General features: G+C 58.7%; 1 protein-coding gene. It reads left to right on the forward strand.

Annotation, left to right across the window (positions count from 1 at the left end):
- Nucleotides 1-86: 86 nt before the first annotated feature.
- Nucleotides 87-1,032, forward strand: a protein-coding gene (locus tag NKI38_RS33455) for an IS630 family transposase (protein ID WP_352665152.1) whose coding sequence is annotated in 2 segments (ribosomal slippage) — nt 87-425 and nt 427-1,032 — 945 coding nt in all. Because the reading frame shifts where the segments join, the coding sequence is not laid out codon by codon here.
- The last annotated feature ends 16 nt before the right edge of the window (nt 1,033-1,048 follow it).

Consider the following 1,048-nt stretch of genomic DNA (forward strand, 5'->3'; position numbering starts at 1 on the left):
TAGAGCGGTTCGCGTTTTAGCTGAATCAGGATTCCCAAGATTGAGCAAATCAGATTCGATGTTTTGACCGTTGGAGGTCGGGACTGATGGCGAAGCCTTATTCGATGGATCTACGGGAGCGGGCGCTGGCGCGCCTTGAAGAGGGCGAGACGAGCTACGAGGTAGCTGCGGCGCTGAAGGTGGCAGTGTCGAGCGTGATCAAGTGGGCGGCGCGCAAGCGTCGGTTAGGCAGTGCGGCGCCCGGCAAGATGGGCGGTCATCGGCCCTATCTGATCGACGGGAAGCACCGTGCCTTCGTGCTGGGCGAGGTCGAGCGAGATGCCAACATAACGCTTCATCAATTGACGGCGGCACTGGCTGAACGTGGTCTCACCATTCATCCTGCGAGCGTCGGTCGCTTCTTGCATCGCGAAGGCAAGAGCTTCAAAAAAAACCGTTCTGCCGGCCGAGCAGCTCAAGCCAAAGCTGATGCGCCGGCGTGCGCAATGGATGCGCTACCAGACCCGTATTGATCCTACGCGCCTGGTCTTTCTGGATGAAACATGGGTCAAGACCAACATGGCACCGTTGCGTGGCTGGGGTGTGCGCGGCAAGCGACTGATGGCCCACGCGCCATATGGCCATTGGAAGACGATGACCTTCATCGCGGCGCTGCGGCATGATCGGGTAGAGGCGCCTTGGGTCATTGACGGCCCCATCAATGCGCAGGCCTTTCGCGTCTATGTCGAAACCGAACTCATCAAAACACTGAAGCCGGGCGACATCGTCATTCTCGACAATCTCGGTTCTCACAAGGGCCAAGCCGTCCGCGATATCGTCAGGGCTGCTGGCGCAAGGCTCTTCTTCCTGCCGCCCTACAGCCCAGACCTCAATCCAATCGAGAAGCTGTTCGCCAAGCTCAAGCACTGCATGCGACGTGCCGCCAAACGAAGCATCGAGGCCGTACACAACGCCATCGCCAGCACCCTCGACGACGTCACCCCAAACGAATGCAACAACTACATCGAAAGCGCAGGCTACAAGTCAACCTAAATGCGAACCGCTCTAG

It is taken from the genome of Mesorhizobium sp. M0621, assembly GCF_040320745.1.
Classification (GTDB): domain Bacteria; phylum Pseudomonadota; class Alphaproteobacteria; order Rhizobiales; family Rhizobiaceae; genus Mesorhizobium.